31 protein-coding genes are annotated in these 26363 nt (G+C 53.7%); 18 read left to right on the top strand and 13 right to left on the bottom strand.

Annotation, left to right across the window (positions count from 1 at the left end; genetic code table 11):
• Positions 1-22: 22 nt before the first annotated feature.
• The 7 genes from pdeM to ACXLHR_RS17965 all read right to left on the bottom strand — a co-directional run bounded on the left by pdeM (position 23) and on the right by ACXLHR_RS17965 (position 5917).
• Entirely contained in the window at positions 23-676 is a 654-nt protein-coding gene (gene pdeM, locus ACXLHR_RS17995) for a ligase-associated DNA damage response endonuclease PdeM (protein WP_458792847.1), read from the bottom strand.
• Positions 673-3075 (bottom strand): ligase-associated DNA damage response DEXH box helicase, encoded by a 2403-nt coding sequence (locus ACXLHR_RS17990; protein ID WP_458792846.1) that lies wholly within the window; start codon positions 3073-3075, stop codon positions 673-675. The genes pdeM and ACXLHR_RS17990 overlap by 4 nt, the downstream gene beginning before the upstream one ends.
• A 37-nt stretch (positions 3076-3112) precedes the next feature.
• Entirely contained in the window at positions 3113-3298 is a 186-nt protein-coding gene (locus tag ACXLHR_RS17985; protein ID WP_458792845.1) for a hypothetical protein, read from the bottom strand.
• 88 nt (positions 3299-3386) lie between these two features.
• A complete protein-coding gene (locus tag ACXLHR_RS17980) occupies positions 3387-3560 on the bottom strand; it encodes a DUF1328 domain-containing protein (protein WP_458792844.1) in 174 nt (57 codons plus the stop codon).
• 72 nt (positions 3561-3632) lie between these two features.
• On the bottom strand, positions 3633-5198 hold the full coding sequence (locus tag ACXLHR_RS17975) for a phospholipase D-like domain-containing protein (RefSeq protein WP_458792843.1): 1566 nt from the start codon (positions 5196-5198) through the stop codon (positions 3633-3635).
• Between the two features lies 1 nt (position 5199).
• Positions 5200-5784: an RNA polymerase sigma factor gene (locus ACXLHR_RS17970; RefSeq protein WP_458792842.1), complete on the bottom strand. Its 585-nt coding sequence runs from the start codon at positions 5782-5784 to the stop codon at positions 5200-5202.
• Positions 5762-5917 (bottom strand): NepR family anti-sigma factor, encoded by a 156-nt coding sequence (locus tag ACXLHR_RS17965; RefSeq protein ID WP_458792841.1) that lies wholly within the window; start codon positions 5915-5917, stop codon positions 5762-5764. Before ACXLHR_RS17965 ends, ACXLHR_RS17970 begins: the two co-directional genes overlap by 23 nt.
• 134 nt (positions 5918-6051) lie before the next feature.
• Between ACXLHR_RS17965 and ACXLHR_RS17960 the strand changes: the two genes are divergently transcribed.
• The 10 genes from ACXLHR_RS17960 (at position 6052) to ACXLHR_RS17915 (ending at position 13979) form a co-directional block, all read left to right on the top strand.
• Positions 6052-6873 carry a response regulator gene (locus ACXLHR_RS17960; protein WP_458792840.1) on the top strand — a complete coding sequence of 274 codons (822 nt, stop codon included), beginning with the start codon at positions 6052-6054 and terminating at the stop codon, positions 6871-6873.
• Positions 6874-6944: 71 nt separating this feature from the next.
• Complete coding sequence (locus tag ACXLHR_RS17955; protein ID WP_458792839.1) at positions 6945-7268, top strand: DUF883 family protein; 324 nt, start codon at positions 6945-6947, stop codon at positions 7266-7268.
• Positions 7268-7606 carry a phage holin family protein gene (locus ACXLHR_RS17950; RefSeq protein WP_458792838.1) on the top strand — a complete coding sequence of 113 codons (339 nt, stop codon included), beginning with the start codon at positions 7268-7270 and terminating at the stop codon, positions 7604-7606. Before ACXLHR_RS17955 ends, ACXLHR_RS17950 begins: the two co-directional genes overlap by 1 nt.
• A 34-nt stretch (positions 7607-7640) precedes the next feature.
• The gene (locus ACXLHR_RS17945) at positions 7641-8660 is read left to right on the top strand and encodes a phosphatase domain-containing protein (RefSeq protein WP_458792837.1); all 1020 of its coding nucleotides are present in this window, start codon (positions 7641-7643) and stop codon (positions 8658-8660) included.
• Positions 8653-9039 carry a YidH family protein gene (locus tag ACXLHR_RS17940; RefSeq protein ID WP_458792836.1) on the top strand — a complete coding sequence of 129 codons (387 nt, stop codon included), beginning with the start codon at positions 8653-8655 and terminating at the stop codon, positions 9037-9039. Before ACXLHR_RS17945 ends, ACXLHR_RS17940 begins: the two co-directional genes overlap by 8 nt.
• Before the next feature lie 96 nt (positions 9040-9135).
• Positions 9136-9810 (top strand): Crp/Fnr family transcriptional regulator, encoded by a 675-nt coding sequence (locus tag ACXLHR_RS17935; protein WP_458792835.1) that lies wholly within the window; start codon positions 9136-9138, stop codon positions 9808-9810.
• Between the two features lie 89 nt (positions 9811-9899).
• A complete protein-coding gene (locus ACXLHR_RS17930) occupies positions 9900-11009 on the top strand; it encodes an HWE histidine kinase domain-containing protein (protein ID WP_458792834.1) in 1110 nt (369 codons plus the stop codon).
• Positions 10996-11367 (top strand): response regulator, encoded by a 372-nt coding sequence (locus tag ACXLHR_RS17925; protein ID WP_458792833.1) that lies wholly within the window; start codon positions 10996-10998, stop codon positions 11365-11367. The genes ACXLHR_RS17930 and ACXLHR_RS17925 overlap by 14 nt, the downstream gene beginning before the upstream one ends.
• A gap of 21 nt (positions 11368-11388) precedes the next feature.
• Positions 11389-12393 carry a ligase-associated DNA damage response exonuclease gene (locus ACXLHR_RS17920; protein WP_458792832.1) on the top strand — a complete coding sequence of 335 codons (1005 nt, stop codon included), beginning with the start codon at positions 11389-11391 and terminating at the stop codon, positions 12391-12393.
• Positions 12390-13979 (top strand): ATP-dependent DNA ligase, encoded by a 1590-nt coding sequence (locus ACXLHR_RS17915; RefSeq protein ID WP_458792831.1) that lies wholly within the window; start codon positions 12390-12392, stop codon positions 13977-13979. Before ACXLHR_RS17920 ends, ACXLHR_RS17915 begins: the two co-directional genes overlap by 4 nt.
• On the opposite strand, the gene ACXLHR_RS17910 is transcribed toward ACXLHR_RS17915, so the two are convergent.
• Positions 13951-15372 (bottom strand): UdgX family uracil-DNA binding protein, encoded by a 1422-nt coding sequence (locus tag ACXLHR_RS17910; RefSeq protein ID WP_458792830.1) that lies wholly within the window; start codon positions 15370-15372, stop codon positions 13951-13953. The genes ACXLHR_RS17915 and ACXLHR_RS17910 overlap by 29 nt on opposite strands.
• The gene (locus tag ACXLHR_RS17905; RefSeq protein WP_458792829.1) at positions 15372-16607 is read right to left on the bottom strand and encodes a putative DNA modification/repair radical SAM protein; all 1236 of its coding nucleotides are present in this window, start codon (positions 16605-16607) and stop codon (positions 15372-15374) included. The genes ACXLHR_RS17910 and ACXLHR_RS17905 overlap by 1 nt, the downstream gene beginning before the upstream one ends.
• 730 nt (positions 16608-17337) lie before the next feature.
• Between ACXLHR_RS17905 and ACXLHR_RS17900 the strand changes: the two genes are divergently transcribed.
• Both ACXLHR_RS17900 and ACXLHR_RS17895 read left to right on the top strand, forming a co-directional pair.
• Positions 17338-18069: a universal stress protein gene (locus tag ACXLHR_RS17900; protein WP_458792828.1), complete on the top strand. Its 732-nt coding sequence runs from the start codon at positions 17338-17340 to the stop codon at positions 18067-18069.
• A 51-nt stretch (positions 18070-18120) separates the two neighbouring features.
• Positions 18121-18342 carry a hypothetical protein gene (locus ACXLHR_RS17895; RefSeq protein WP_458792827.1) on the top strand — a complete coding sequence of 74 codons (222 nt, stop codon included), beginning with the start codon at positions 18121-18123 and terminating at the stop codon, positions 18340-18342.
• Positions 18343-18744: 402 nt separating this feature from the next.
• On the opposite strand, the gene ACXLHR_RS17890 is transcribed toward ACXLHR_RS17895, so the two are convergent.
• Positions 18745-18942, bottom strand: a complete 198-nt coding sequence (locus tag ACXLHR_RS17890; RefSeq protein ID WP_458792826.1) for a CsbD family protein — start codon at positions 18940-18942, stop codon at positions 18745-18747.
• A gap of 218 nt (positions 18943-19160) precedes the next feature.
• Between ACXLHR_RS17890 and ACXLHR_RS17885 the strand changes: the two genes are divergently transcribed.
• The 3 genes from ACXLHR_RS17885 to ACXLHR_RS17875 are packed head-to-tail and all read left to right on the top strand — an operon-like array spanning position 19161 to position 21278.
• Complete coding sequence (locus ACXLHR_RS17885) at positions 19161-20276, top strand: AI-2E family transporter (RefSeq protein ID WP_458792825.1); 1116 nt, start codon at positions 19161-19163, stop codon at positions 20274-20276.
• Entirely contained in the window at positions 20273-20725 is a 453-nt protein-coding gene (locus ACXLHR_RS17880) for a CreA family protein (protein WP_458792824.1), read from the top strand. Before ACXLHR_RS17885 ends, ACXLHR_RS17880 begins: the two co-directional genes overlap by 4 nt.
• A 58-nt stretch (positions 20726-20783) precedes the next feature.
• Positions 20784-21278: a Dps family protein gene (locus ACXLHR_RS17875; RefSeq protein ID WP_458792823.1), complete on the top strand. Its 495-nt coding sequence runs from the start codon at positions 20784-20786 to the stop codon at positions 21276-21278.
• A 54-nt stretch (positions 21279-21332) separates the two neighbouring features.
• Here the strand turns inward: ACXLHR_RS17875 and ACXLHR_RS17870 are convergent, their stop codons facing one another.
• Complete coding sequence (locus ACXLHR_RS17870; RefSeq protein ID WP_458792822.1) at positions 21333-22145, bottom strand: response regulator; 813 nt, start codon at positions 22143-22145, stop codon at positions 21333-21335.
• Positions 22146-22260: 115 nt separating this feature from the next.
• Here ACXLHR_RS17870 and ACXLHR_RS17865 point away from each other — a divergent pair, with 115 nt between their 5' ends.
• Complete coding sequence (locus ACXLHR_RS17865) at positions 22261-22416, top strand: hypothetical protein (protein WP_458792821.1); 156 nt, start codon at positions 22261-22263, stop codon at positions 22414-22416.
• 13 nt (positions 22417-22429) lie between these two features.
• Here ACXLHR_RS17865 and ACXLHR_RS17860 read toward each other — a convergent pair whose 3' ends face one another.
• Together ACXLHR_RS17860 and ACXLHR_RS17855 are read right to left on the bottom strand one after the other, a co-directional pair.
• Entirely contained in the window at positions 22430-24106 is a 1677-nt protein-coding gene (locus ACXLHR_RS17860) for a sensor histidine kinase (RefSeq protein WP_458792820.1), read from the bottom strand.
• A 131-nt stretch (positions 24107-24237) separates the two neighbouring features.
• A complete protein-coding gene (locus tag ACXLHR_RS17855) occupies positions 24238-24591 on the bottom strand; it encodes a hypothetical protein (protein ID WP_458792819.1) in 354 nt (117 codons plus the stop codon).
• Positions 24592-24751: 160 nt separating this feature from the next.
• Between ACXLHR_RS17855 and ACXLHR_RS17850 the strand changes: the two genes are divergently transcribed.
• Together ACXLHR_RS17850 and ACXLHR_RS17845 are read left to right on the top strand one after the other, a co-directional pair.
• Positions 24752-24955 carry an orotidine 5'-phosphate decarboxylase gene (locus ACXLHR_RS17850; RefSeq protein WP_458792818.1) on the top strand — a complete coding sequence of 68 codons (204 nt, stop codon included), beginning with the start codon at positions 24752-24754 and terminating at the stop codon, positions 24953-24955.
• 290 nt (positions 24956-25245) lie between these two features.
• The gene (locus ACXLHR_RS17845) at positions 25246-26097 is read left to right on the top strand and encodes a PRC-barrel domain-containing protein (protein WP_458792817.1); all 852 of its coding nucleotides are present in this window, start codon (positions 25246-25248) and stop codon (positions 26095-26097) included.
• Positions 26098-26363 lie beyond the last annotated feature (266 nt).

Raw genomic sequence — 26363 nt, 5'->3', positions numbered from 1 at the left:
GAACCAACATGTTTGACGCGAATTAGTTCCTGACCGGCACGGGCAGGGCGGTTTTTCCGGTCAGAACGGCGATTGCGCCTGTTGGGAAAAGAGCGCGTAGAACGGGCCTTTGTGCCGATAAGCCGCCTGTGAAGGTGCCGTAGGCGGGCAGGATTATTCGGTCCCGGTCGTAGAGAAAGCAGGCGCGTGCGGGCCCCAACCCTTTGATCCCGAATTTAGGATGATAATGGCCTGACACCTCTGCCTTCGCCGATGTCGCAATATGGCGAAAAGTTAAGTTCGCATGGGTGAAGGCCTGAAGCGCTGTTCCGCCAAGGCCGGTTGGCGCGGGGTCGTGGTTGCCTTCGACCCATATCCAGTCGCGGTCGGATTGAAGGCTGGCGAGCATTGCGCGTGCATCGTCACTAAGTTCGGTGCTGGCCGTAAGGTCATCAAAGCTATCGCCAAGACAGATGACGGTTTCGGGCTGGTAGCTTGCAATATCCTGACCCAGTCGCAACAGGGTGTCGATTGTGTCAAAGGGGGGGAGCATGGTGCCAGTGCGTCGCGCGATACGTCCCGACTTGCCCAGATGCAGGTCGGATACGCATAATGTTTTCGGTCCCGCCAGCCAGAGCGCGCCAGTGGACGTGGCGGTCAGTGGGGTGCTGGCAAGCGTGAAGTTATGGTTACTCACAGTGGCAGTCCCGAGTTTGTCATAAGTGCTGCGGTCGCGTCTTGTAGTAGTTTTTCACGGCCTAGTCCTGCGATCGGAACTTTGCCCATCTCAAGGATCATCGGGGCTGCGAGCGGTGAGATCCGGTCTAGGGTAACGTGGTCAATAGCTCCTTTTGTGCGGTGCAGCATGTCTTCGATGCGGCCAAAATCGACAAGTCCGCGCATTGCTTCCTCGCGGGCAATACGCAGAAGCAGATGATCGGGATCGTATTTGGACAGCGTATCGTAAAGGATATCGCTGGAAAAAGTAGCTTGCCGCCCTGAGGTGCGGGCTTGGGGTAGGTTACGTTCAATCAGCCCTGCGATGGTGGCCGCGCCCCGGAACGTGCGTTTCATCACCGCATTACCGCCAAGCCAGGCGTTAAATCCGTGGTGCAGGTTGGCCGGATCAAGCAGCGGTGCGGGGTCGGTGATCGCGTCTAGCCCCCATACCAGCGTGGCGTAGTCTGTGGCGACAAAGCCCAGCGGATGCAGACCGGTTTGTTCCATCCTTTGGGTCAAGAGCAGCCCAAGGGTTTGTTGTGCGTTGCGTCCCGCGAACCCGTAGAAACAGGTATAGGCTTTGTCGTCGTGACGGAAGCTTTCGACAAGGATGCGCCCCGATTGTGGTAGCTGCGAGATGCTACGCTGTGTTTGCAGCCACGCGGCGGTGTGGGCAGGGAGTTGTGGCCAGTCGGGTTCCGCGAAAATCGCAAGGATCCGCTCGCTGAGCTGTGTTGACGTGGCAAACCGTGTGCCTGCATAGGTCGCGATTTTCGGAGCTTTTGTGGCGCGGTTTGTGACCTCGACCGTCATGTCGCGCAGCCGCTCGTAGCGCACAACCTTGCCGCCAATCAGAAAGGTGTCGCCAGCGGTCAAGGTCGCGGCAAAGGCTTCTTCGATTTCGCCCAAGGGTTTATGGCCGCGCTGGAGTTTGACTTTTAACGTATCGGTATCCTGGATCGTGCCGATGTTCATGCGGATGCGCACAGCCGCGCGCGGGTCGCGCAATTGCCAGAGGCCGTCGGGCCGTTGAAGCAGCCGTTTCCATTTGTCATAGGCGCGTAGAGCGTAGCCGCCGGTTGCGCAGAAATCGAGACAGTCGTTAAATTCGGCGCGCGAAAGGGCGACATAAGCGCCGACAGATTTGACCTCGTGGTAGAGGGTCGTGTCATCGAACGGGCCGGCGCAGGCGCGGATCAAAATGTGTTGGCACAGCACATCGCGTGGTCCCGCGCCGCGTGGTTCGCCGTCGAGGTCGTGGGCGATCACAGCCTCTAATGCAGCGACACATTCCACGACTTCAAACCGGTTTGCGGGGACTAGCAGTGCCTTTGACGGGGCGTTGTAATGGTGGTTGGCCCGTCCTATGCGTTGCACAAGTCGTTTGACGTTTTTGGGCGCACCGATCTGGATGACCAGATCAACGCAGCCCCAGTCGATGCCCAAATCCAGCGTGCCGGTGCAGACGATTGCGCGTAGATCACCTGCGACCATACGTTCTTCGACGCGGGTGCGTTGCACCCGATCAAGACTGCCATGATGGATGCCGACCGGCAGGTTTTCATCGTTGGCAAGCCAGAGGTTGTGAAAAAAGATTTCGGCCTGCGCGCGTGTATTGTGAAATATAAGTGTGGTTTTATGCTTTTTGACCTCATTTAGAACGGCGGGTATGCTGTATTTTGCGCCACTACCAACCCAAGGCGGTGGTGTGTCAGTAACCAGCATAGAGATATCGGGGTTTGGTCCGGGGTCAGCCATAAGGATTGGACAGGGGTCGGGGTGGTGCGCGAGAAGTGTCGCAATCGCCTGAGGATCGTCGACGGTTGCAGACAGGCCAATGCGCCGCAGGGTCGGTGCCATCGCTTGCAGGCGGCTAAGCGCCAGCATCAGCTGATCGCCACGTTTGCTTTCTGCGAGGGCGTGAATTTCGTCGACGATGACGCGTTGCAGCCCTGCAAACATCAGATCCGCATCAGGGTAGCTGGTCAGCAGTGCAAGGCTTTCGGGGGTGGTTAGCAGGATATGTGGCGGGTCGGCGCGTTGTCTGCGTTTTCGCGCAGAGCTGGTATCGCCTGTGCGGTCTTCGACGCGAATGGGCAATCCAATGTCGTCGATAGGTTTTTGTAGGTTGCGTTTGATGTCAGATGCCAGCGCTTTGAGCGGCGAGACGTAAAGCGTGTGCAGCCCTTGATGAGCGCCGTTCGAAAGCTCGTTCAGGGTTGGCAAAAAACCTGCGAGCGTTTTCCCACCCCCTGTGGGGGCAATGAGCAACAAAGCGGGGGCGTCCGCCTGCGCCAGCATATCGGTTTGATGCGGATGCAAGGACCAGCCGCGCATAGCAAACCAGTTGTTGATCGAAGGGGTTAGGTGGGACATGTAACCAAGGTGTTGCTGCAGTCTTCGCTGTCAAGGTTTAGTCGGGCAGATCCGGCGGAGTGATGTCGGGCAGGTCGGTGGGGGCGTCGTCGGGCACTTCGATCGGATTTGTATCAGGCACCTCTACCGGGCGCGGATTAGGCGTGATGGATGGCTCCGTTACCGGAACTTCAGGGGGTGCGGGTGGTGTGGAATTTGGCGGAATGGGTGTCGGGGTGTTCATTTTTTATCTCCGGAACAGGGGGGCAAATTGGGCAAGGAAAAAGCCACACGCTTGGGCATGTGGCTTTCTCCTTTTGGTCTTGTCCAACTTAAGTTGGCGGACGGCCACGCAGTGCGCGCGACACCATTGCAATGAGGAACAGAACAATGAAGACAAAGAAGAGAATTTTTGCGATGCCTGCGGAAGCGCCCGCGATACCGCCGAAACCTAGCGCCGCGGCAATCAGCGCGACAACTAGAAAAGTAAGAGCCCAGCTTAACATATCTATCTCCTGAATCGTTGAGTTTGTTTTCTGTTAAGATAACGTGATGGGACCTGAATAGTTCCGCAGGTTCTAGACCAACTCTTCAGGCGCGCCCGGAATTGGCAAGCCTAACGCCTTTGCAGGTTCGAGGTCGTATGGCATCACAAACCCTTCACGGTCCTGCGCTGGCTTTTGTGCGTTAGACAGCGCCAGTGCATGCCAACGTTGCAACGCGCTTTGCGGGGCAAAGTAGGACGGGTCGGCATCAGCTGGTAACCAATGGCCGAATACCGCATCGCGCAACTGCTTGACCTGATCGGGTTCCGAGAGAGCAACGCCGGTTTCAACGTCCCATTTCAACGAACGACCGTTCAGATTGGCCGAGCCGACAATCGCGGTTTTTTCGTCAAAAATCGCTACTTTTGCGTGAACATAGACGATCGGGGCTTCGTTGAGCGTTGCGCGATCTTCGTCGCTGTCTTGGGGTTTCAGGGCGCGGGGCTGCACGGGGGTGACGATGAAAAACCGTCGCCCGAAGGCCCGACGTACTTGCCGGATCGTACGGGCTTGAAGGTATTCGCCAAACCTTGCGTCCAGACTATGCGAGCCGTGAAACGCGATGTCGCTGGGGGCTGCGGGCAAAAGCAGCAAGAGTTTCAAGTTCGGAGACCGTTTTGCGGCGGCAACCAGTGCTTTTGCGATGCGCCTGTCGCGGAAATACTGTGTCTCGATATAGATTAAATCGCGGGCAGTGCTGATCTGGATCAGGTGTTCTTTTAGCAGGGTGTCGCTAATGGTGGTGGGGGCCAATGCAAAAATATTCGGGCGCCGTTTGCGAGACAGTGTTGCGCGAAACCCTGAGCTGATCGGGGCAGGGGGCTGTGTGCCTGCCGTGGTTTGGGGCAATGTCTGCAAGAACGCCGCCGCGTCGCGGGCAAGGGCCGTGTCGCGCACAATCAACTGTACATCGTGCCATGTTTCTTGCGCGGGCCTGTCGTGATTTTTATCATCGTATCTGCGATCATTCAGATCCAGCCCGCCAATATATGTGGTGGTGCCGTCAATGACTGCCATTTTCAGATGCAGGGTCACGGGGAACACTCTGGGCAAGGTCCAGGGACGCAACGCCGCGTCGCCTTGCGGCGTTTTGAGCGGTTCGCGCAGGTGGGGGATGAATTTGAAACGTTGCTTTTCGTCAGGTCTTTCGTTGATATCATCAGCAATGGTGTGCAGTTTTTTACGGGTTTGCGGGGCGAAAATTAGACGTGGGATAATCCCGCCAATGGCCGGATGTTGCAGACATGTGACCTTGAGCACCCCCGCATTATCCCCGCTAATTTCGGCGAGCGCATGCAGGATACGCACGGTTTCCCACGCGCCGCGGTGCAGATCGTAACCTGCAATCGGGTCAAAATCCGATATTGTGACATCAATATCCACGCCGCGGTTCAGGGTCGCCAAAATCAGATCGGCCCAATTGTCGCCGATTTTGCGTGCCGCGTCAGAGTGTAGTTTTGTGAGCGGATCAAAGATGCGAAAGCCCAGAAGGATAGATTTTTCCGCGTTCAAAAACAGATTTTCGAACGCGGGATATGCTTCAAAGGCGGTGACGAGAACCGCTAGCGCGCCGGTGCCTGCCGGATGGGCCGAGGTCATGTTAGGCTTTTCTAACGGGCAGTTGTGATGTGAGAACGGCCATGGTGCCTTTGTCAGTCAGCTCCATTGAATCGTCGTCAGCCAGATCAAGCAATTCGACCAGACGCAAACGCGCGCGGTTCACGCGGCTTTTCATCGTGCCGGTTGCCACGCCACACATTTCTGCCGCTTCGTGATAGGCGAAGCCGGATGCACCCACCAGCGTGAGGGCCTCGCGCTGCTCGTCGGGCAGCTGGTCAAAAGCGACCAGAAAATCGGTCATCGCAAGGCGGCCATCGTGATCGGGTTTTACCGACAGGGTCGCGGCGAAATGGCCATCGCTATCGCCCACTTCGCGCGAAGATTTGCGGTGAACGGTATAGTAGGTGTTGCGCAAAATCGTGAACAACCATGCACGCATGTTGGTCCCAACCTCAAAAGACCCGATTGATTTCCATGCTTTCATAACCGTTTCTTGCACCAGATCGTCGGCCATACTGGGGTTGCGGCAAAGGCTAAGGGCAAAAGCACGCAGCACACCAAGGTGTGTGACCAGTTCTTCGCGTGGATCCATCGGCTCGGCGCTACTTGCTACCATTTTGTTCATCTTGACCCCGCAACTGCGCAAGGAGTTCCAACAGGTCTGTCGGCAACTCCTCGGTGGCTTTATCGTCAAACGCGCGTTTAAGGTTTTCTCTGATCAGGTTTTCTTTTCTCATCTCTTGCTTGTCTTCATTCATCACTGCGCCCCGTTTCCGTGCTCTTCATCATAGTGCCCCACATGCCCCGCATTTGCTATAATTTCCAAATCTTACGGAACCAAACCTGCAAGGCGTAGTTTGGTTCCCGAGAAATATGAAATAAAGGGTAAAAAATGTCAGCTAGCGCAGCACCAAAACACTTGTCACTGATTGTCGCGGATATGTTGCCGTTTCTTCGCCGCTATGCGCGGGCGTTAACGGGTAATCAGAAAACCGGCGACCGCTATGCGGCTATGACGTTGGAATCACTCTTGATCGACCGGAGCATTTTTAATGACGCTTCCAGCGAGAAGACCGCGCTATTTGCGACATTTCACCGGATCTGGACCAGCCTCGGCGAGCCGGTTCAAGAGGGGGGGGATGGGCTAGGATTGACGCAAATGGCGTTGTCACACCTGGAAAACCTGACGGCGAATACGCGTGAGGCATTATTGCTGAACACAATCGAAGATTTTTCGGTTCCCGAGATTGCCGAGATTATGCAGACCGATGAGGCGGAGATCGAGCATCTGTTGACGGTTGCGGTGAACGAGATGGAAAAATCGGTGACCGGCGACATTATGATTATCGAAGACGAGGCGATTATCGCCATGCATATCAAGCAGATCGTGACCGAGTTGGGGCACTCTGTCACAGGAGTTGCGCGCAAGGCGAGCGATGCGGTGAAGCTGGCAGACAAAAAACGGCCAAGTCTGATCCTGTCCGATATCCAGCTGGCTGACGGATCTTCGGGTCTGGATGCGGTCAACGATATTCTGGCCGTGCATGGCGACATTCCTGTGATCTTTATCACTGCCTTCCCTGAGCGGTTGTTGACGGGCGAGCGGCCCGAACCGGCGTTTCTGATATCAAAGCCCTATACCGAGGAACAGCTAAGGTCCGCAGTCAGTCAGGCGATGTTCTTTGCCTCTAGTGCGGAAATTTTGATTGATTGATAAACCTGTGGAACCTATTTGATTGAGGGTAGTTTATTCATGAAAGTAACGAAATTTTAGGAGAGACCCAAATGGCACAATCTGTGAAAAGCAGCGCATCCGAGTTGAACGAAGACGTAAGTGCACAAATGGCAGTGTTGCGTGAAGATATTGCAAACCTGACTGCTGCAGTAGGAAACTATGGCAAGGTGCAGGCCACACAACTCAAGGCGGTTGCCTCGCAAAAGGCCTCTGATGTGGCGCAGTCTGGCGTTGAGACGGCAGCGGCGGTGCGTAGAAATGCAGAGATTGCTTATTCAGATGCGGAATCTGCTGTGCGCGCAAACCCTGCGGCAGCTGTTGGTATTGCGGCTGGCCTTGGTTTCTTGGTTGGTATGATTGCAACGCGTCGCTAATGTTTGGCGTTGAGAAAAAAATCGAGGCGGCGGCCCGAAAGGCCGCCCTTTTCTCGGTAAGTGGTTTATTGGCCACGATTGGCGTCGCGTTCCTGACTTGTGCGGCTTGGTTATTATTGACCGAATTAAGGTCCGAGCTTTTTGCGGCGACGGTAATCGGTGCGATTTATCTTGGCTTTGCGCTTATCGGATTTGCGGTTGCGGCCTCGTCGAAAAGAAAAGTGGTTGTGCAGCAGCCACGAGACGACGGTTCGAACGGGCTTTCGCCCCTACAGCTTGTTGTGGTTTCTTTTTTACAGGGGATAGAAGAGGGTGCGCGGAACAAGCGCAAGCTTTGACACCAATTGATCCGAGGCTAACTAGAGCGGTGATATGTTAAAAAAACTCGTTCACCAAACCGCGTTGCGTGTTGAGGATCGGGCCGATCGGATGTTTCACCGCACTGGTACAGGGCGCGAAGTTGATCCCTATATTGGCTATGCGACGCCAGATCATATTGTGGTCAGGGGTCGCGTTTTAAGTATGCTGCGCCACGCGGTCCCCACTCCGGGTCAGTCGCGGGCGCTAAATTTCCGTCAGATGCTCGCGATGTTTATGACAGATGAAGTGCGTGGCGCTGTAGTGCGATGTGGTGATCACATGACGCACAGTGAAGATGAGGGATATTTTAACCTGCTGCTGCCGCGTGACGGGCGCGTTGGTTGGAGCGTCGAATATGTGCAGGTTGACGATATCACGGCGCAGACGGCGTGTCCGGTCTATGTACCTGATCCTGATGCGAAATTCATGATTATTTCTGATATCGATGACACGGTGCTAGAAACGGGCGCGTATTCGTTGATGCGCAATCTTTACACATCATTTTCTGGGAATGCCGTGACGCGGCGAGTGTTTCCCGATGCAATGGCGTTAATGACGGCGCTTGTCGAGGGAGGCAAAAATCCAGCTTATTATGTGAGTTCCTCGCCGTGGAACCTGCATGATTTTCTCGCGGATATTTTCGAGAATGCCAAATTGCCGCGCGGTCCGATATTTCTGCGCGATCTTGGGTTGAGCAAGACCAAGTTTGTGACCGAGGGGCATGGCCACCCTAAAGGCGCGAGTATTGATCTTATTCTTGCCGCGAATCCGACGCTTAGGGCGATTTTGCTGGGTGACACAGGTCAGCACGATGCGCAGATCTACAAGGACGCGATTGCGCGCCATCCAGGACGGATTATGGCGGTAGGCCTGCGTGTTTCGGGCCTGAACGATAGTGAGCGCGCTGACCTTGTGGCATTGAAGGCAAGCGACGTGCCGTGTTTTATGGGGGCGAATTTCGACGATTTTGTTCACGATATATCCGTGTCGCTGCCAAATTTCCTTGCGCGTGAGGGGGCGGTTGATGCCTGATACCAAACTGCCCGATGATCCGTCGTCATACGACCTTGCCGATACCCGTACTGCATGGGCCGAAGACCGCACCATGTTAGCCAACGAGAGAACATTTGCCGGCTGGATGCGCACCGGAATGGCATGTATTGCGCTGGCGCTGGGGTTGAAGGCCGTATTTGACGATACCAGTCATCCGTGGATTGCCAAGGCTGTGTCAGAGGTTTTCATCCTTGTTGCCATTCTGATTTTTTGGGCGGCGGCGAACAAGTGCCGCGACACGCAGCGCCGTATGAGCAGTCACGACATTGAGGCACAGCCACATCAGCGCATGGCGCTGTTGGCGGTCATACTGACGGTCGGCGCAATTGCGACCGGTGTGATATTGCTATTATTATAGCGGATCACTGACGCGCTTTGTGAGCGTAGAAAGAGCAATTCGATGGCCACAAAATGCATTAACTGCCCGATCCGACGCAAATCCATTTTTGCGAAAATGTCAGACGATGACGTAGCTGCAACGCAGCGGTTCAAGGTCGGCGAATTGGTGGTCGATGCAGGTACGCCGATTTTGCTGGAAGGGTCAAACAGTCCCCAGCTTTATACCGTCTTGCACGGCATGGGTCTGCGTTCGCGTAATTTGGAAAACGGACAGCGTCAGGTAATCAACTTTGTCTTTCCGGGGGATTTTCTGGGACTTCAGGCGGGGTTGATGGGCGAGATGGGCCATTCGGTCGAGGCCACCACCAAGATGACGCTTTGTGTATTTAATCGCAGCGAATTGTGGACCTATATCAAGGCCGACCCACAGCGCGGTTTTGAACTGGCGTGGCTTGCGGCTGTTGAGGAACATTTTATGGGTGATGCGCTAACTACGGTCGGACAGCGCACCGCCTTGCAGGCTATTGCATGGGCCTTGGTGCGGATTTACCAACGCAACAATCCTGAACAAAACGAAGGCAGCGGCACCCTGCGATTCCCGTTCCTGCAACGGGATCTTGCGGATGCATTGGGGTTGTCGTTGGTTCATACCAACAAGACCATCGGCGTTTTGAAATCGCGTCAGTTGATCGGTTGGAGCAACGAAACAATCCATATCAACAGCTTGGAAGAACTTGCAAAAATTGGCCTGACCACATTGGAGGGGCCCAAAGTGCGTCCGATCATGTAGCCCGGGTTCCAAATTAGGGTGCATCCCTTTGCTATCTCGTGCGTTGGGCTACGTGATAGTATTCACAGCTTAACCCAAAGGCCTGACATATGACCGATCCCGCCTCTCGCGCTCTTCGTGACGAAATCTCTATGCTGCAAGAAAAGGTTGCGGAGTTAGAGGCAAACAAGGCTCGTCATGCGGCCTTGGCTGAGAGCGCCGCGCAGCAGATGAACCAGTTCAAGGCGATGCTGGACGTCGTGCCGGTCGGGGTTATTTTGACCAATGCAAAAGGGCAGGTATTACTGGGCAACAGTGCGGTTGAAAATTTGCTGCGTCATCCGGTTATTCATTCGCCTGATATCGCAGCGTATGGCGAATGGATTGCGTTTCACAAAGACGGGCGGCGTGTTGCGGCGCATGAATACCCGATAGCACAGGTGATTTCAGGCGCACAGACTGCTGCCAAGTTGAACGTGCATTATCAATGTGGTGACGGCAGCCGGTTCTGGTTGCGCATTATCTCACAAGCGCTTTTGGATGGGCAGGGACAACAGATTGGCGCTGTCGCGGCGCTGGTTGATGTGGATCAGGAGGTCAAGTTGAGCGCGCGGCAGGACATCTTGATTGCCGAGCTGAACCACCGCGTGAAGAATGCTTTTAGCGTATTCAAATCGATCGTGAGCCAATCGTTGCGCAAGGATGATATCCCTAAAGGTGTGCGCAAAACCATTGATGAGAGGTTAAGTGCTTATGCGAGCGCCCATGCAAAGCTGTTGGGGTCAGACTGGTCCGATACGGATCTTGCGACAATGGTGCGTGATGTGGTGGGCAAGATCGCAGGCAAGAGGCTGACCCACGGCGGACCAGCGGTCAGTTTGCCGTCGCGGCACGCGCTTGCAATCTCGATGGCGCTTTATGAATTATGCGTAAATGCGGTCAAATACGGTGCATTGTCATCACCGCAAGGGCGGGTCGATTTGCACTGGCACATAGCGTTCAAAAATAATCGTGAACAGCTTTTTATAAATTGGGTGGAACGCGATGGCCCGCCAGTCGTTAACACTGCAAGGACCGGCTTTGGATCGTTTATTATTGATCGGGCTGTGTCGATGGAAACGGCAGGCGAAGTGACACTTTCATATGCCACCCAAGGGTTGGCGTGGCAGTTATGTGTCCCGCTTGATGAACAGACAGGAGCAGAAAATGACGGTGAATGAGCAGCGGGTTTTTATCGTCGAGGACGAGGTATTGGTTGCCTTCGAGATGAGCGATACCTTGAATGATATGGGCTTCACGGTCGTCGGTCCGAGCGTTCACCTTGCTGACGCCAAAACCCGCGCTGCGACCTCTGACATTGACATTGCGTTTCTGGATGTGAACTTGGGGCGCGGAAAAACGTCCGAACCTGTTGCCGAGATCCTGCGCAAACGCGGCATTCCGTTTGTTTACATCACCGCTTATGACCGCTCTCAAATCGATTTTGTGACTGACAAAGATCGCTTGCTGCGCAAACCCGTTTCAAGCCACGAGATCATGGACGTATTACGCGACATTCTGGATAAAAATTCTGAATGACCGTGCGCGCGCCATATTTCTATGACTGAGGTTCTGACCTTTACGGATCGCGGGATTTACTGTCCTGCGGGTGATTTTTATATCGACCCTTGGCTACCTGTGCCGCGCGCCTTGATCACCCACGGCCATGCTGATCACTCTTATGCCGACATGGGTGACTACCTTGCTACCACAGCTGCTGTCCCCGTCATGCAACACCGCCTTGGACCTACCGCAAAAATTGCGAACATTGCTTACGGTGAAGAGCGCCGGATCGGCGATGCGACCGTGTCATTTCACCCTGCAGGCCATGTGCCCGGCTCTGCGCAGATCCGCGTGGCGGTGAAAGGCGAGGTTTGGGTCGCCTCCGGAGATTATAAGACGGTCGATGACGGTCTGTCCGAACCGTTTGAACCGGTCATATGTCACGCGTTTATTACGGAAAGTACATTTGGTCTGCCGGTATTCCGCTGGACCACGCAGAATATTCTGGCCGAGGATCTGAACGGCTGGTGGGCGGCTAACGCGGCAGCGGGACGACCTTCGATTTTAGGTGCTTATGCGCTAGGAAAAGCCCAGCGATTGATGCGCACCGTTAACGCCAGTATCGGGCCGATTCTGACAGTAACAGCCGTAGAAAACACAAATCAGGTGTTGCGCGGGCAGGGCATTTCTCTGCCCGATACTGTGCAAATCACCGAAAGCGTATCGTACAAAACCCATCCTAACGCATTGATTATTGCGACACCGGGTAGCACCATCCAAGCGTGGGCCAAGCGGTTTCCGAACGCTGTCACTGCCTTTGCCTCGGGCTGGATGGCGCTGCGCGGAGTCAGGCGGCGACGCGGCGCGGATCGCGGTTTTATCGTATCCGATCACGCCGACTGGCAGGGGCTGAATGCCGCTGTACAAGCTACAGGTGCCTCGCGGATTTTTGTGACCCACGGCTATACCAGCCAATTCGCGCGACATTTATCAGCGCAGGGATTAGATGCTCAAGTTGTCGCCACCCAATATTCTGGCGACGAGGCAGAAGGTGCGGCATGAGGCAATTTACCGCCCTTTTCGCTCGCATCGATGAAAGCACAAAGACCAATTCCAAGGTCGCAGCTTTATCCGATTATCTGCGCACAGCACCCGCCGACGACCGACTCTGGGCGATTGCGTTGTTCACGGGCCGCCGACCAAAGCGCGTGATAACCACAACAAAGTTGCGCCTGTGGGCCGCTGAGGTGGCAGGTCTGGAGGATTGGCTATTTGACGAGAGTTATCATGTTGTCGGTGATCTGGCCGAGACGATCAGCCTTGTTTTGCCGCCGCCAAGCCGCGTGTCAGAGCAAAGTCTGACACATTGGATCACATGGTTAAAGTCACTGGGCGCGGAGGAAGAAAGCGATCGGAAGACGGCGATTATTGCCGCATGGGATCAACTTGCGCCGGATCAGAGATTTTTGTTTAACAAACTGCTTACCGGCGGTTTTCGTGTCGGGGTCGGAGCCAAACTGATGACCCGCGCACTGTCAGCTGCGACAGGCCAGAATGAGGCCACTTTGGCCCACAAATTGATGGGGCAATGGTCACCTGACACCGCAACGTGGGATAGCGTGATTGTGGCTGAGGACCCGCGCGCTGACCTGTCGCGACCCTATCCATTTTATCTCGCGCATCCAGTGGACGTTCCCGAGGATTTGGGCGCGCCCGAGCTGTGGCATGCCGAGCGCAAGTGGGACGGCATTCGCGGGCAGGTGGTTTTGCGGGGGGCTGAGTATTTTGTGTGGTCGCGCGGCGAAGAGTTGATGACCGACCGCTTTCCTGAATTTGCACGTTTGCAGGATTACTTGCCGGATGGCACGGTGATTGACGGGGAGATTCTGGGGTATGCGGCGGGTGCGCCGTTAAGTTTTAATTCTTTGCAGACCCGGATTGGGCGCAAGACGGTTCCCAAAAAGGTGTTGACCGAGGCACCTGTAATCCTGATGGCCTATGATTTGTTAGAGCATGAAGGTGCCGATTTAAGGCAGATGCCGTTTGATGCGCGGCGTGCGATTTTAGCCGGCTTGCTGAGGGGTTTGCCTGCCGATGCCCCGATCCGCCTTTCGCCAGAAGTGACGTTCGTAACGTGGGATGATCTAGGTGCTGCCCGTGCGCAGTCGCGTGAATTCGGGGCTGAGGGGCTGATGATCAAGCGCCGAGAGAGTCCCTATTTGATTGGCCGTAAGAGGGGGGATTGGTGGAAATGGAAAGTTGATCCGCTGACCATTGATGCTGTGTTAATTTACGCGCAGGCGGGGCATGGCAGACGGGCAAATCTTTTCACTGATTATACTTTTGCAGTCTGGGATGGCGATGTGTTGACCCCCTTTACCAAGGCGTATTCAGGCTTAACAGACACTGAGTTTGGCCAAGTCACCGCGTGGGTGCGCAAGAATACGATGCAGAAATTCGGCCCTGTGCGTCAGGTCACGCCGCAGCATGTTTTTGAAATCGCGTTCGAGGGGATACAAGCGTCAACGCGTCATAAGTCGGGCGTTGCGTTGCGGTTCCCGCGCATGTTGCGGTGGCGCAAGGACAAGCCATTGGCGGAGGCGAATACGCTTGATGACCTTAAAGAGATGCTCGCGCTATATGGCTAGCGGCGGCTTTGAGGTCGCGTTGAAAATTGGCCTGCGCTTGCGCATCGGGGCGGCGTAACAGGTAAGAAGGGTGCGATGTGATCAGCACGCTGTGACCCGAAATCCCTGTTTCAATCGTGCCTTGGCGCGCAAGAATACCATCGCCATTACCTGTCAACGCCTGCGTGGCGGTCGCGCCCATCGCAAGGATCAGCGTGGGTTTCACGGCCGTTATTTCCGCGTCTAGCCACCAGCGGCAGTGTTCAATTTCAGAGGTGTTTGGCCGTTGATGAAGCCGCTTGCGGCCCTTCGGCGTGAACTTGAAATGCTTGACCGCGTTCGTAATGTAGGCGCCCTTGCGATCAAGCCCGACTTCGCCTGCGAGTGTATCAAACAACTGTCCTGCTGGACCGATAAAGGGCTTGCCGGCCAAGTCCTCAATATCACCGGGTTGTTCGCCAACGATCATCAGGTTGGCGTTTTGCGGGCCTTGGCCCGGTACGGCTTGAGTCGCGTTGCGGTGTAAAGGACAGCGCGTGCAGGCGGATATCGCGGCTGGTAGGGTGCCCTGCGGGCCATCCCACGCCGATGTGCAGTCGGATAATTGCGCCTGAACGCGCCCCATCCGCAACGGTGGCAATGTGGGCGCGGCGTCAGCCATGGCCTGTGCGCGCGCCGTGGCTGACGCGATCATCGCGGGGATATAGGCGGCTTCGGGCATATTTTTCCAATATTTTTTTGGCATCTCGGATTGCATCGCCTTCACTTTAAGCCGCGCGGGGTTAAAGATGTTTTGGAAATAGGTGATCCAGAGCTGTTCGCTAGCATCGTCGGGCAGGTCGGGTTTAGTGTGACCCGTCTCGAACCGCAGCCCATCGCCGTCGAAAATCGCGCTCACCTCGGGAGTGAGAATGCGCCAGTCCATGTCGCTAAATCGTCGCACGAAGAAGTCGGCGGTAGGTTCTATCGTGTGATGTGTCGGCTCGAACCACGCGGCAAAACTGCGCCTATTGGCTCCTGATTGGGTGATCTCGCGAAACCTGACAAAGGCCTTCATTTTGTGCTGGCAGCGGTGAACATTCTTTTCCATCAGGCGTAGGCGTGCCAGATCGGCGTCGCCGCGATCCGACATGAGGCTGGGGGTTTTTCGCAAGCGCCAGAGGAAAGCGTACAGGCGTGCGAAGCGTTCGGGGTCGCTATGCCATGATACGGTGTGCGCCATGCTTATGAAGCTTTTTGGCACAGTAGCGGTGCTGTTTTGCGGCTGCATGTCGCCTGCTGCGAAGAGATCGGGTGCTGCGTGTTGATCATTCCATAAAATTTGTTCGGGGGGGATGCCCGCGGAAAGGTACTGTCGCGCCGCGTCGCGCCATGCGTTTGCCGTGCCAATCGTGGGAAGCGTCGTGCGGTACATCAAAATAGCGAGAGCTGTATTGGCGGCGGCATGAATTTTGCGCGCAAACCCGCGCTATCCGTTGAGTTGCGCGGCGACCAGCCGGCGGCGGTGATAAATGCCTGTGCCTTTTTCATCGAAGCCCCCATGCGCATGAGGTCCTCGTAGCGGAGTGTGCGATGTCTGCGTGTGGTCAGAATGCGGGTCACGGTTTTGACGCCAAAGCCTGGCACACGCAGGAGCATTTCGCGGCTGGCGATGTTGACGTCGAGGGGGAACGCCTCGCGGTGCGCCAAGGCCCACGCAAGTTTGGGATCGATGTCGAGATCAAGGTTGCCGTCAGCGGTGACCGACGTAATTTCGTCGAGCTGAAAATCGTAAAACCGTAGGAGCCAATCCGCTTGATAGAGTCTATGTTCGCGCGCCAAGGGAGGCCGGATCAACGGCAGTTTTGAGCTGCTATCGGGGATAGGTGAGAAGGCGGAGTAGTAGACGCGCTTAAGTTTGTAGCTGGAATACAGCCGCGTTGATTGCCCTAAAACGGCGGCATCATTCGAGCCATCGGCGCCGATGATCATCTGCGTCGATTGTCCTGCGGGCGCAAAGCGCGGGGGGCGTTTTCCGCCGTGCGATACGTCTTTGCTCTCGGCTTTGCGCAGTGTGAAATCAGCCATGGCTTTGCGGATTTGCGCCGGCTTTTTCTCGGGGGCAAATTGGGCGACGGCGGCATCGGTCGGCAACTCGACGTTGATTGATAAGCGGTCGGCATAAAGCCCTGCCTCTGCAATTAATTCGGGCGCAGCGTCGGGGATTGTTTTGAGGTGAATGTAGCCGCGAAAATGTTCCTCAAGCCGTAGTTTGCGCGCGATTTGCACCATATCGGACATGGTGGCATCAGGCGAGCGTATCACGCCCGAGGACAAGAATAGCCCTTCGATATAATTGCGGCGATAGAATTCGACGGTGAGTTTCACGACTTCGTCGACGCTAAACCGCGCACGATCGACGTTGGAGGACACACGATTGATGCAGTAACTACAGTCGTAGATACAAAAGTTTGTCATGAGAATTTTAAGCAGACTGATGCAGCGTCCGTCGGGCGCATAGGCGTGGCAAATGCCGCTGCCCTCGTTCGAGCCGAGCCCTTTTCCATCGCGAGAATCACGTTTTGTCGACCCTGAGGAGGCGCAAGATGCGTCGTATTTTGCCGCATCGCTGAGAATCGCGAGCTTTTGATCCAATGTTTGTTTTGCCATATGTTCACTTTATGTTCTTAATGGCATCTTCGCAATAAATTAGATGGAACTATTTTTCGGAAAATAAAAATTGAGAACGATATTCGATGTGCGGTTTTTGAGCAGTTGAAATAAACCGCATTCAATATCCATTTTAGGGTGTTTGTTTTCATCAAACACAAGAGTTGTGCCCACTGATTTTACGGATATCGAATGTATTCATTTAAAATCAATACCACTAGAGTTTGCATTCCAACTCTGATGGTTTCATTTTTTGCGGCCCACGTCGCGGATTGGCCGCACATCTCGCAGTAACTTCGTTATTGCTTGACCGAACTTTGTATCGGTGGGGGCAGTAAATTCGCGACTGCCGAATTACTACTAGGCGGCAGCGGACCTTCCCGGCGGTATGCGCCGATGTCAGCAATGCCACCATCGCGGCAGTTGGGTCATGTCCGGTTTGTCGCGCCGTTCAACAAACGGTTGCCTGTAGGGCGTTCAACGCAGATGGCGCAGCGCGAACGAGACGGCTAATGGAACCTGACATTGAATTTTCCCTTTGCTTCCCTTATGTCTAGGTAGACGGAGCAAGAACACCCGCGTGATAGCTGGGTGTGAAGCGTGCGCTGGAACATGATGTCCAAGCTGCCCGCAGGTTCCAAACAGACTGATCCCAATAGGACGGTCAAAATCCACATCATTCAGACAGTTGCTACCGATTGATTTTCAATCGCAGTGAAGAAAGAGTGCCATGACAATTTATGCACAAGCAAGAATATCAAACCCTTCGCGCTATTTTGATACACCAGATCATGTCTTGAGCGACGTTAAGCTGGGCCACGCTGACAAAGTCAAAATATTAAAATCAATGGCTGTCGACGCGGATCAAAAGCTGGAGGCAACGTCTGAGGGAATGGCTGGATCAAATCCATCATACAACGCCAAGGAACTACAATCCGCCCTGGTACAACTCGAAAATGTCAAAGATGTTGAGGGGGGCGAGGTCACAAATGTCAAAGCTGCCCAGTTTCAACGCATCGTGGTCGTAACGACCGTTGATCAACATCTTAACTGTGAAGTTGCTGGTGTCGCCTTTGATATGGCCGAAAACGCAGGCGGCAAGGTCTTCTTGCTTAGCGTTGTCCCAACGGCATTCGATGGGGCAGGACTGGCAGCAGCAGGACCAATGGTCACTGCTGGCCCTCACGTCGCGACCGACGATGCTCAAATCATCGAAGACCGCCGAGAGCAGCTTGAAGAACTAAAGTCCGCGTGCGGATCAAATGCTGAAACTGAAATAGAGGTTTGCAGCGGTCAGATCGAGGAGGTCATCGTCGCCTATGCCGGTGAATGTGACGCTGATCTTATCATCGTCGGCTCCCCAAGCAGATCATGGCTTGAGGCACTGCTTGACACGTCCTTTGCCCGCCAAGTTACACGATCGGCCCTCTGTCCTGTTTTGGTCATACCAGAACCAGTGTAGCCCGCTCCATCTAACAGTAATTAATCACCAAATATGTTTAGGAGACTATTAATGGCCAAACTGTCTAAGACGACTGATTTCACATTTGCCAGCCCCGAAAAGGAGACGCCGCTGGATAAGACCACACGTATTGTGAGGCGCATAAACGAAGATGAAGCTGATGTACGCCATCAGAAGGCAGCACATCTTCGCAAAGTCCGCTTTGAGAGCGAGGCTGAAACGCACGATGCGAAGATTGTAGCAGTTCCCAGCAAAGCGAGAAAAAAGCCCTAGTTAATTTCACAAGATGGTTGTCAATAACTCTCCTTTTTGGCGTGCTCGTGAAAATTATTGTTTTATGCTTCCCCGAACCTCGTCCACACCCAAAGTGATTGTTGAACGTTTTTGGCTCTGCGGCGATAGCAGACATTAGCCGCAGTGCAGAAACGCGGTTAAGAGGGCTCATGGCTGCCGTTCGCTGCGTCATCCACAAAGGTCTGCGAATGGCTCTGGGAAAAAGGAGGTTAATGCGTGTCCGAAACCTTCAATTGCGATGACGTTACGCCGTTAAGTCTGATCGTGACACTTACGTGATTTAGTGCGCTTTTTCCAAATGCGTGTTAAAATTTCGTCTCCAAACGCAAGCGGGCTGCACAATCTATGCAGCCCGCGCGTTTAGTGGTGGCAGTTCAGAAATTAATGGTCGTTCAAAAACTGGTCAACTTCGTCTTTTGCCTGTTCTTTCGACTTGCCGTACTTGGATTGGATTTTACCTTCCAGCGCTTCGCGGTTACCCGCCACTTCTGTCAGTTCGTCGTCCGTCAAATCGCCCCACTTGGCTTTGATGTTGCCGGTCATTTCTTTCCACTTACCTTCAACTTGATCCCAGTTCATAACGGTTCTCCTATCTATGTTGCGCCGGATCGCTTCGTTTCTGTGCGTCTGGCCTTGTGATGTGAGAACGGACGGCCGCCCAAATCGTTCCCAGATGTCGGTAAAAAACTATTCGGGATTTTGTTGATGTTGACGGGAACCATGTGCCGTCTGCATAGTTATCTCGCATGCGCTGATGTTAGAGGCGCAAGAAAAACTTCCGAGGGAGCCAATTGAGCATGACGCAAGGCCCGCAGGCTTCCGTAGACGATATTCACCCCGTATTTCATAGCATTCGCCGCAGTCTGGTGGTTTTAGCGACCATCTCCGTGCTGACGACGTTTTATTTTGCCAAAGATTTGGTGATGCCAGTGCTATTTGGCGTGCTTTTAGCGCTGACGCTTAGCCCTGTCTCGCGGTTTTTGGTTAAGCTCGGCTTGCCGCATTTTCTTGCCGCGTTTTTGCTGATCTTTGTCACCGCTGTGTCTATCTCGACGGTCGTCATATTTTCGGCAACAACTGTGAACAGCTGGATGGATGACGCGCCTGCGCTTGGGCGTGACCTGCGCGAAAAACTGTCCGGGGTGTCAAAGCAGATAGAAGTCGTGCGTGATGCGTCGAAAGAGGTTGAAGACATTACAAGCGAAGGCGAGCCGGCAAGTGCGCCGGAGGTGATCATCAAACAACCGACCTTGCTGGATAATGCTCTGAGCACTCTATCTGGTCTTGCCGCAACAATTGCTGTGGCGTTGGCATTGGCGACGTTCCTGCTGGCTTCGGGCGATCTGTTTTACATTAAAATCGTGCAGTCGGTCAAAACCATGTCAGGCAAGAAACGCGCCCTGACCGCCGTTTACGATATCGAGCGAAAGGTCTCGCGCTATCTGTTTACCATCACGCTGATAAACGCAGGTTTAGGGGCAGCAGTCGCGCTGACCGTCGGCGCCTTGGGGTTGGACTATGCCTATATCTGGGGCATTGGGGCATTTTTGCTGAACTTTGTGCCGTTCTTGGGAGGGTTGATCGGCACTGTCCTGATCGGCGCCTATTCGATTGTGTATTTTGATAGCCTTTCCTACGCGCTGTTGGTGCCGCTGGCCTATCAGATTCTGACTGGCGTTGAGGGGCAGGTAATCACGCCATTGCTCGTCGGTAGGCGCTTGGAAATGAACGCGGTCTCGGTGTTTTTGACGGTCGTTCTCTGGGGTTGGCTATGGGGAATTCCTGGCGCATTGGTTGCGGTGCCGTTTCTTGTGGTCTTCAAGGTTGTCTGTGAGAATTTTGAAGGCTTGGAAAATATCGCCAACTTTTTAGGCACATCGGATGGTGTTGGAAAAACAGAGGAAGACGCATGAAATATAAATACATCCCAATCCTGTTCAGCCTGATGGCCACCCCCGTTTTTGCCGACCAAGTGGGCGAAGTGGGCGTTGACTGGCTAGGTAATGACATAATCGTGGAGGCCTTTACCGACCCCGAAGTGAAAGGTGTCACCTGCCATGTGGCCTATTTTGATCGCGGGTTGATTGACCGTCTCAAGAATGGCAACTGGTTTGAGGACCCGTCAAACTCATCTATTTCATGCCGTCAGACGGGACCTGTCGAATTGGGCGATATTGACAAATCAAAAACCGGCGAAAGCGTATTTTCAGAGCGGCGCTCGATTATCTGGAAATCGCTGAAAGTGACGCGCATTTTCGACGCGGAGAATAACACGCTGATTTACCTGACGCATGCTAACCAGTTGCAAGACGGCTCTGCGAAAATGGCGATCTCGACTGTGCCGCTTTATACTGGTGAATAAACAGGTTGGAACCATTGCCGCGACACCTCGTTGGTTCTCTAACAAAAGGAGAACCATCATGGCAATGACATCCCATCCCAAACCCGCAGCGGTTTCCGTCAAGACGGGCGTTGATGCGCCAAAGAAAGTAGCCGAGGCGCTGTCAGGCATTTTGGCAGATACGTATAGTTTGCTTATCAAAACTCACGCGGTGCATTGGAACGTCGAAGGACCACTATTTTACGCTGTTCATAACCTTACAGAAGCACAGTATAATGACCTTTTTGCAGCCACGGATGTGATTGCAGAACGTATTCGCGCCTTGGGCCAGTTAACCGCAATGTCGCCAAGCGCGCTATTAAAAGACAGCGTTGTGGAGGATGTGAAATCGCCGCATGACGCGGTTAGCCTGTGTGAAAGTTTGGCAACAGATCACATGGCGGTGGCCAAGCGGCTTCACGAGGTGATCGAGATCGCGGGCGATGCAAACGACCCTGTTACCGAAGATCTTGCCACCGGCCGCTCGGCATTCCACGAAAAAGCGGCATGGATGCTGCGCGCTCTGGCAGCATAAAGATTCAGGGTAAAGACACCGGCTGGCGGATCATCCCGCCAGCCGCAGTTTTTACTATATTTTAATCACAGCTGATGAAGCAAAGAACATCGCTTGGCTGACCGCAGAACTGATCTGTTCTTCTGTGTAGGGCTTGGTAATCAAGAACGCAGGCTCTGGACGTTCGCCGGTTAGCAAGCGCTCGGGGAATGCGGTGATGAAGATGACAGGAATATCGCCCGCAACGGCAAGTATTTCGTTTACAGCCTCGACACCCGACGAGCCGTCAGCCAACTGAATATCCGACAGAATCAAATCGGGACGCTCTTTTGCCGCAAGTTTCACCGCATCCACATGTTTGCGCGCGATACCCGTCACTGAATGGCCCAGCTCGGTTACGATCTGTTTTACATGCAGTGCGATAATCGCCTCGTCTTCGATAATCATGATGCGGCCACGGCTCGATTTCTCTATTTCGGTCGCGGCGACCTTGAGCAAATGCGCAACCTCTTCCTCATCAAAACCCATGATCTCGGCGACTTGGCTCACGTTGAATTCTTCGACAGTATTTAGCAATAGCGCCTCGCGCGTGTTGGCCGTCAGCCCCGCGAGATGTACCTGCGCCTGTGCGCCAAGACCGGTATCGTCCACGGCAACAGGTGCGCCGAGGCTCGACCAGATCTGGTGGAACGCGCCAAACAAGGCCACGCGGTCACTGGACGCATTGTCAAAAATCGTGCGATCTTCCAGCAGTGCTTCCAATGTCATGGCGGCATAACGGTCGCCAGATGTCTGCGATCCCGTCAGCGATCTGGCGTAGCGGCGCAAGAACGGCAGCAGCTCAGCGACCACAAGAGAGATGTTTTTGGGTGATGGAGTCTGTGACATTGGAGTCCCTTTTAAGGTTTTCTTTAACAAAACGAGATATTTTTCGTTCCGTTCAGCTGATGTTAAACTAAATTACCATTGATATGACATAACAAACAATGGAAGTGATACGAACATGGATCAGGACCAGCAAAATGAAACGCGGAATGCAGCATTGATCAAATCCAACTTGCAGCGCGCGTTTGACGAGCAAGCCGCAAAAGATTTGCCGCCCGAATTAATTGCACTGATCGCAAAGCTGAACGCGCAGGATCTGCAAGACAGATCCTGACGAATGGCATCTGTCACGTCTCACCGCCTGATTTCACTGTCAGCGGATCAATGGGGAACCGCAGCACAATTTTGAAGGTGCTATCAGTTTGGGTGCGCGTCATTTCGCCCTCCAGCTGCATCGAAAATGCGTCCATCAATTCTGATCCCAACCCCGAAGAGGTTGCGCTATCCGGCGCAAGCACCCGCACAGGCAGGCTATTTTCGATCTCGACAACCGCCACACCCGGTTCCGGCCGCAGCAAACGCACCCGCAACCAGTTTTTCTCGCCGGCAGACGCGCCGATGTATTTCAGCGCGTTGGTGATCGCCTCTGTTACAAACAACGACAAGGGCACGGCTTGATCAGTGTTTAACGTCAATTCGGCAAAATCGGTCGACAAGGAAATTTCGCGATCAGCCCGCGCACCCATACGGGTCACCTGCCGCACGATTTCGTCCAGATGTTCCTGCATCGTCACATCAGCCTGACCCGATGTTTGATACAGATTGCGGTGGATCGTGGCCAAGCTATTCACGCGGTCATGTAAGCTTTTTAGCAGGCCCTTCACCTCGGCAGAACGAGACTTGCGCATTTGCATGCTCATGATCGACGCAATCAATTGCAGGTTGTTTTTCACACGGTGATGCACCTCGCGTAGCAAAATATCCTTTTGGCGAAGTGTTTCTTCGATGCGCGCTTCGTCATGCAAAATTTGGTCGGTCATCCCGATAAATGAATCGGATACATCGCGCAGTTCAATCGGCGCGTCCCAGAACACAGCTTCGTTTGGCACACGGCGGGTATCGGCAAACGTCAGCATGGACTTGCGCAATCTGATCACATGTTTTGATACAAACAATGACGTCGCAAACCACGCCACAATCAAACTGGCAAACCACATCAGAATGGGAAATATCGACGGGTTTTTTAGATAGAACGCACCGTTGATATCATTGCCCTCGGGCCATGTCGCCAGCGCATAAAGCTCGTTCTCGACAATCGGCACAAAGGCATAAATCCGTCTTACCCCGTCGAGACCGGTATCCAGAAAACTGGTGGGCGATGACATCAGGTCCTCGCCTTTCACAAGTGCAGGTAAAAATCGCTCGGCGTTCTCTAAGGATTCCGGCGCGGTCAAAATCTGACCAGACGCGCCAACTGTCATTACAATAGCTTGCGATGCGGCTTCGTCTCCGCGGTACAACCTGTCATGCGGCAAAGAAATCGAGGTAAAGCCGATCAATTCACCCGGCGCAGCATAGACAGGAAACGATGCATAAATCACCGACGATTCCGAAATAGGCGCAGCGTCGCTGACCAATAATACAGGTCGCGGATTAACAAGCAGTTCGGTGAACTCGGGTGCCATCTCAAAATCAACGGGACCGTCTGCACTAGAACAAGCAGAAAACCCCTTGATGTCGTAAAATCCGGCGAATGAATAAGGCGTATCAGTCAATTGCGCCTTCATGACCTGATTGCAGGTATCGAGGTCATCGAGCAAGGGGATAATCGTCTGGCTTAAAGAGCGTGAGACCGCCATCGCGCCCTCGATCATCGTCACCTCGTCGCGCACAACGCGCAGGGCTTCGCCGACAAGTGCGGCCTGCGATCGCGCAACTGCTTCGCTCAACACGCTTTGCGAGCGGACAATTGATACGATCAGTAGCGGCAGTAATGCAATCGCTAGCAGGGCTACAAATCGCACGCCTAGACTATCAAAATGTCGCCGCCAAAATGAAACTGCCGCACCGGAACTTATCATCACGCTTCCTTAACTCAACTGCTGCGCCATTGTGGACTGTCACACAGCCGTTGTCAGCGCACATTTGATTTATTCTAGCGTTCTTTTTTCAAAATGCGAATGACGTCAGGCCCAGCAAAGGGACGATCCAGCACATCATAGGGCAAGGCGCCCGCTTTTTCCTCTGCGGCTTTACCCATCAGGACAATTCGCGTGCCAAGATCCGACAATATGCCCGCGAGTTCAGTCTGGATGAAATCGTCAGGATCAACATTTAAAAAAGCGAACCGCACGGATTTTAATGTCGTCACCAGCTCCGCAGCTTCTTGCGCCGTTTGCACAGTAATCGCGCCTAACCCCGGGAATGCGTCCTCGATGATGCCAATAACATCAACCAACACCAGGCCCTTTAATCCGACAATTAAATAATTCTGTATTGTTTTTGGCATAATGCACCCCTTGCAGTCTTACCACGTAACATCAGGGGTCTGTGTTTGGTGCAATCTATGACATAGCGCCTGCCATTTTATCAAAGCGTGCAAGGGCGGGAACCTTTTGCGGCGGTGTCGGTTCATCTTGCAAGAGACACAACAGATCATGGTGAACAAAATGAAGATCAATGATATTCGCTACAACGCTCAGTCCGGTGCTTTTGAAGCGCGCGTCGACATCGAACGCGACGGCCGGATGTATCGTTATCCCTGCACCGTTGCCGGACCGCTCGATATGGAGATGTCAGCCGTGCGCAAATCCTTGGGCCATCAGGCCTGCCGCATGTCAGACACCGGCACGACACTGCAATCCTACCACTGAACGACCCTTCCCTAACCCTCGCTCCGGTCCTTGTGACCGGAGCATTTTTTTATGAAAACATCGGAACGATTTCATTTATGTCCGGTTAATCTCACGAGGCAAATGACAGCTACTTCATAGTCATGCGCCCAAATAGTTAACCAGTAACCGCGAGGTGAGGCTGTCCCCTCAGCTCGCGGATTTTCTGTTTCATTTCCAATTTAAACTCAAATATTTCTTACACTTAGCTGGAACTATTTTTGTATGACGGCGTTCTTACTACATCAATAAATGATACTTAGGAGAACAACATGAAACGCTTTCTAACAACTACAGCAATCGCAATCGTTCTTGGCACGTCCGCAATGGCGCAAACAAACAACACGACGTTCTCGGACGCGCCGTTTGACATGTCAATCAACCTGAACGCATCTGATTTGTTGGGCGCCCGCCTCTATGCAACCGAAGTCGACATCGATCCTACAATGTCGATGACAGCCGCAGATGCAACCGAGTGGGACGACATTGGTGAAATCAATGAAATCATCCTGACACGCGACGGCCAGGCCCAATCTGTGATCGTCGGCGTGGGCGGTTTCCTTGGTCTCGGTGAGAAAGATGTCTCCGTGAACATGGGCGATCTTCGCTTTATCTCTGACGGTGAAAATGCTGACGACTACTTTGTTGTAATCAACGCCAATGCAGCAGGCCTTACCGAAGCGACAGCCTACGAACGTTCAGCGATGGACACTGAACCCGCAATGAACAACGATGTTGTTGCGGCCGACGTGGACAATGAAGCTGTTGCTGATACGGGAATGGCTACAACCGAGGCCACTGACACCATGGGCGCGCCGATTGAGCGTGACGGCTACACAACAGTCGAAACTGCTGATCTGACAACAGAAATGCTGACTGGGGCGCGCGTTTACGGCGCAGCCGATGAAGATGTGGGCGAAATTGGTCTGCTCTTGCTTTCAGACGATGGTCAGTTGGACCGCGCAGTCATCGACGTTGGTGGTTTCCTTGGAATGGGCGAACGTCCGGTGTCGGTTGCAATGAACGAGCTACAAATCGTGCGGTCTGACGCTGGTGATGATGTCCGCGTTTACATCGACAGCTCGAAAGAAGCCCTCGAAGCTCAGCCAGAATACCAAGAGTAATTCGACCGCTTTTAGACTACAACAACTGGCAGCCCTCGCGGGCTGCCAGTCTGCGTTCAGGCTCAATTAAACGTAGTAAATCTTTATAAATTGTTGGTGATCACAGGAACTTTCTTCCGTCTAACAGGTTGTTTTCATAAGAAAGTGCGCCAGCAAACGGCGCGCTAATTATAAAACGAAACGGAGATTTGAAATGCACGGAATAATATACCTCGTTGGTTTGGTTGTCGTTGTCTTGGCAATCCTGTCTTTCCTCGGCCTTGGCT

The sequence above is a fragment of the Yoonia sp. MH D7 genome (assembly GCF_054439475.1).
This window is presented reverse-complemented; position numbering and strand designations above follow the sequence as displayed.

Bases quoted from the DNA above. Each gene is read 5' to 3' on its own strand.
- ACXLHR_RS17990 (WP_458792846.1), bottom strand. From the start codon at position 3,075: ATGTCCCACCTAACCCCTTCGATCAACAACTGGTTTGCTATGCGCGGC.
- ACXLHR_RS17985 (WP_458792845.1), bottom strand. From the start codon at position 3,298: ATGAACACCCCGACACCCATTCCGCCAAATTCCACACCACCCGCACCC.
- ACXLHR_RS17980 (WP_458792844.1), bottom strand. From the start codon at position 3,560: ATGTTAAGCTGGGCTCTTACTTTTCTAGTTGTCGCGCTGATTGCCGCG.
- ACXLHR_RS17975 (WP_458792843.1), bottom strand. From the start codon at position 5,198: ATGACCTCGGCCCATCCGGCAGGCACCGGCGCGCTAGCGGTTCTCGTC.
- ACXLHR_RS17970 (WP_458792842.1), bottom strand. From the start codon at position 5,784: ATGAACAAAATGGTAGCAAGTAGCGCCGAGCCGATGGATCCACGCGAA.
- ACXLHR_RS17965 (WP_458792841.1), bottom strand. From the start codon at position 5,917: ATGAATGAAGACAAGCAAGAGATGAGAAAAGAAAACCTGATCAGAGAA.
- ACXLHR_RS17960 (WP_458792840.1), top strand. From the start codon at position 6,052: ATGTCAGCTAGCGCAGCACCAAAACACTTGTCACTGATTGTCGCGGAT.
- ACXLHR_RS17955 (WP_458792839.1), top strand. From the start codon at position 6,945: ATGGCACAATCTGTGAAAAGCAGCGCATCCGAGTTGAACGAAGACGTA.
- ACXLHR_RS17950 (WP_458792838.1), top strand. From the start codon at position 7,268: ATGTTTGGCGTTGAGAAAAAAATCGAGGCGGCGGCCCGAAAGGCCGCC.
- ACXLHR_RS17945 (WP_458792837.1), top strand. From the start codon at position 7,641: ATGTTAAAAAAACTCGTTCACCAAACCGCGTTGCGTGTTGAGGATCGG.
- ACXLHR_RS17940 (WP_458792836.1), top strand. From the start codon at position 8,653: ATGCCTGATACCAAACTGCCCGATGATCCGTCGTCATACGACCTTGCC.
- ACXLHR_RS17935 (WP_458792835.1), top strand. From the start codon at position 9,136: ATGTCAGACGATGACGTAGCTGCAACGCAGCGGTTCAAGGTCGGCGAA.
- ACXLHR_RS17930 (WP_458792834.1), top strand. From the start codon at position 9,900: ATGACCGATCCCGCCTCTCGCGCTCTTCGTGACGAAATCTCTATGCTG.
- ACXLHR_RS17925 (WP_458792833.1), top strand. From the start codon at position 10,996: ATGACGGTGAATGAGCAGCGGGTTTTTATCGTCGAGGACGAGGTATTG.
- ACXLHR_RS17920 (WP_458792832.1), top strand. From the start codon at position 11,389: ATGACTGAGGTTCTGACCTTTACGGATCGCGGGATTTACTGTCCTGCG.
- ACXLHR_RS17915 (WP_458792831.1), top strand. From the start codon at position 12,390: ATGAGGCAATTTACCGCCCTTTTCGCTCGCATCGATGAAAGCACAAAG.
- ACXLHR_RS17910 (WP_458792830.1), bottom strand. From the start codon at position 15,372: ATGTACCGCACGACGCTTCCCACGATTGGCACGGCAAACGCATGGCGC.
- ACXLHR_RS17905 (WP_458792829.1), bottom strand. From the start codon at position 16,607: ATGGCAAAACAAACATTGGATCAAAAGCTCGCGATTCTCAGCGATGCG.
- ACXLHR_RS17900 (WP_458792828.1), top strand. From the start codon at position 17,338: ATGACAATTTATGCACAAGCAAGAATATCAAACCCTTCGCGCTATTTT.
- ACXLHR_RS17895 (WP_458792827.1), top strand. From the start codon at position 18,121: ATGGCCAAACTGTCTAAGACGACTGATTTCACATTTGCCAGCCCCGAA.
- ACXLHR_RS17890 (WP_458792826.1), bottom strand. From the start codon at position 18,942: ATGAACTGGGATCAAGTTGAAGGTAAGTGGAAAGAAATGACCGGCAAC.
- ACXLHR_RS17885 (WP_458792825.1), top strand. From the start codon at position 19,161: ATGACGCAAGGCCCGCAGGCTTCCGTAGACGATATTCACCCCGTATTT.
- ACXLHR_RS17880 (WP_458792824.1), top strand. From the start codon at position 20,273: ATGAAATATAAATACATCCCAATCCTGTTCAGCCTGATGGCCACCCCC.
- ACXLHR_RS17875 (WP_458792823.1), top strand. From the start codon at position 20,784: ATGGCAATGACATCCCATCCCAAACCCGCAGCGGTTTCCGTCAAGACG.
- ACXLHR_RS17870 (WP_458792822.1), bottom strand. From the start codon at position 22,145: ATGTCACAGACTCCATCACCCAAAAACATCTCTCTTGTGGTCGCTGAG.
- ACXLHR_RS17865 (WP_458792821.1), top strand. From the start codon at position 22,261: ATGGATCAGGACCAGCAAAATGAAACGCGGAATGCAGCATTGATCAAA.
- ACXLHR_RS17855 (WP_458792819.1), bottom strand. From the start codon at position 24,591: ATGCCAAAAACAATACAGAATTATTTAATTGTCGGATTAAAGGGCCTG.
- ACXLHR_RS17850 (WP_458792818.1), top strand. From the start codon at position 24,752: ATGAAGATCAATGATATTCGCTACAACGCTCAGTCCGGTGCTTTTGAA.
- ACXLHR_RS17845 (WP_458792817.1), top strand. From the start codon at position 25,246: ATGAAACGCTTTCTAACAACTACAGCAATCGCAATCGTTCTTGGCACG.